1 protein-coding gene is annotated in these 822 nt (G+C 38.7%); it reads left to right on the top strand.

Going from position 1 to position 822, the window contains the following annotated elements:
• Positions 1–56: 56 nt before the first annotated feature.
• A partial coding sequence (locus B0X80_RS20250) for an IS256 family transposase (protein ID WP_139345364.1) occupies positions 57–822 on the top strand: 766 nt, incomplete at its 3' end.

Here is an 822-nt window from a genome sequence, read left to right as displayed (position 1 = left end):
GGTAGTGTTCAAAAATCTGTGTCATTTCAGTAAACTAGTAAAAACAGGAATGACACATGACAAATCAATTCAATTTCGAAGATGCAGTTAAAGCACTTCAAGCAGGTAAAAACCTTAATGGTAAAGACGGTGTACTTACTGGACTTATTAAACAATTAAGTGAAGCGGCTCTCCAAGCAGAGCTTGAACAACACCTTGCCAACGAACAGCAGCCTAATCGTAAAAATGGCTCTAGCACCAAAACCGTTAAATCTTCTGTTGGTAACTTTGAACTCGATACACCAAGAGATAGAAATGGGAGTTTTGAACCTCAACTCGTTAAGAAAAATCAAACCGCACTTACCGATGAAATAGATCAAAAAATTCTTTCCATGTTTAGCATGGGCATGAGTTATCGTGATATTAATAAGCACATCGAAGACATGTACGGCATGAATGTCGCCACGGGCATGATTAGTGCCGTTACTGATAAACTCATTCCAGAGTTAAAAGCATGGCAGCAACGGCCGCTAGATAGCCATTATCCAATTGTTTGGCTTGATGCTATTCATTACAAAGTGAAAGAAGATGGACGCTATATCAGTAAAGCTGTTTACACCTTACTCGGCTTAAACATTCACGGAAAAAAAGAAATCCTTGGCTTACACCTATCTGAAAATGAAGGGGCTAATTATTGGTTATCGGTGCTTACTGATTTAAATAACCGAGGTGTTAAAGATATCCTTATTGCCTGTATTGATGGGCTAACAGGGTTTCCTGAGGCGATAAAAGCTATTTTCCCAGAGACTGAAATTCAATTGTGTATCGTTCATCAAATACGCA

This window comes from Pseudocolwellia agarivorans, from assembly GCF_002000085.1.
GTDB lineage: Bacteria > Pseudomonadota > Gammaproteobacteria > Enterobacterales > Alteromonadaceae > Pseudocolwellia > Pseudocolwellia agarivorans.
Note: the sequence above shows the minus strand (reverse complement) of the source record. Positions and strands in the feature narration are given on the sequence as shown.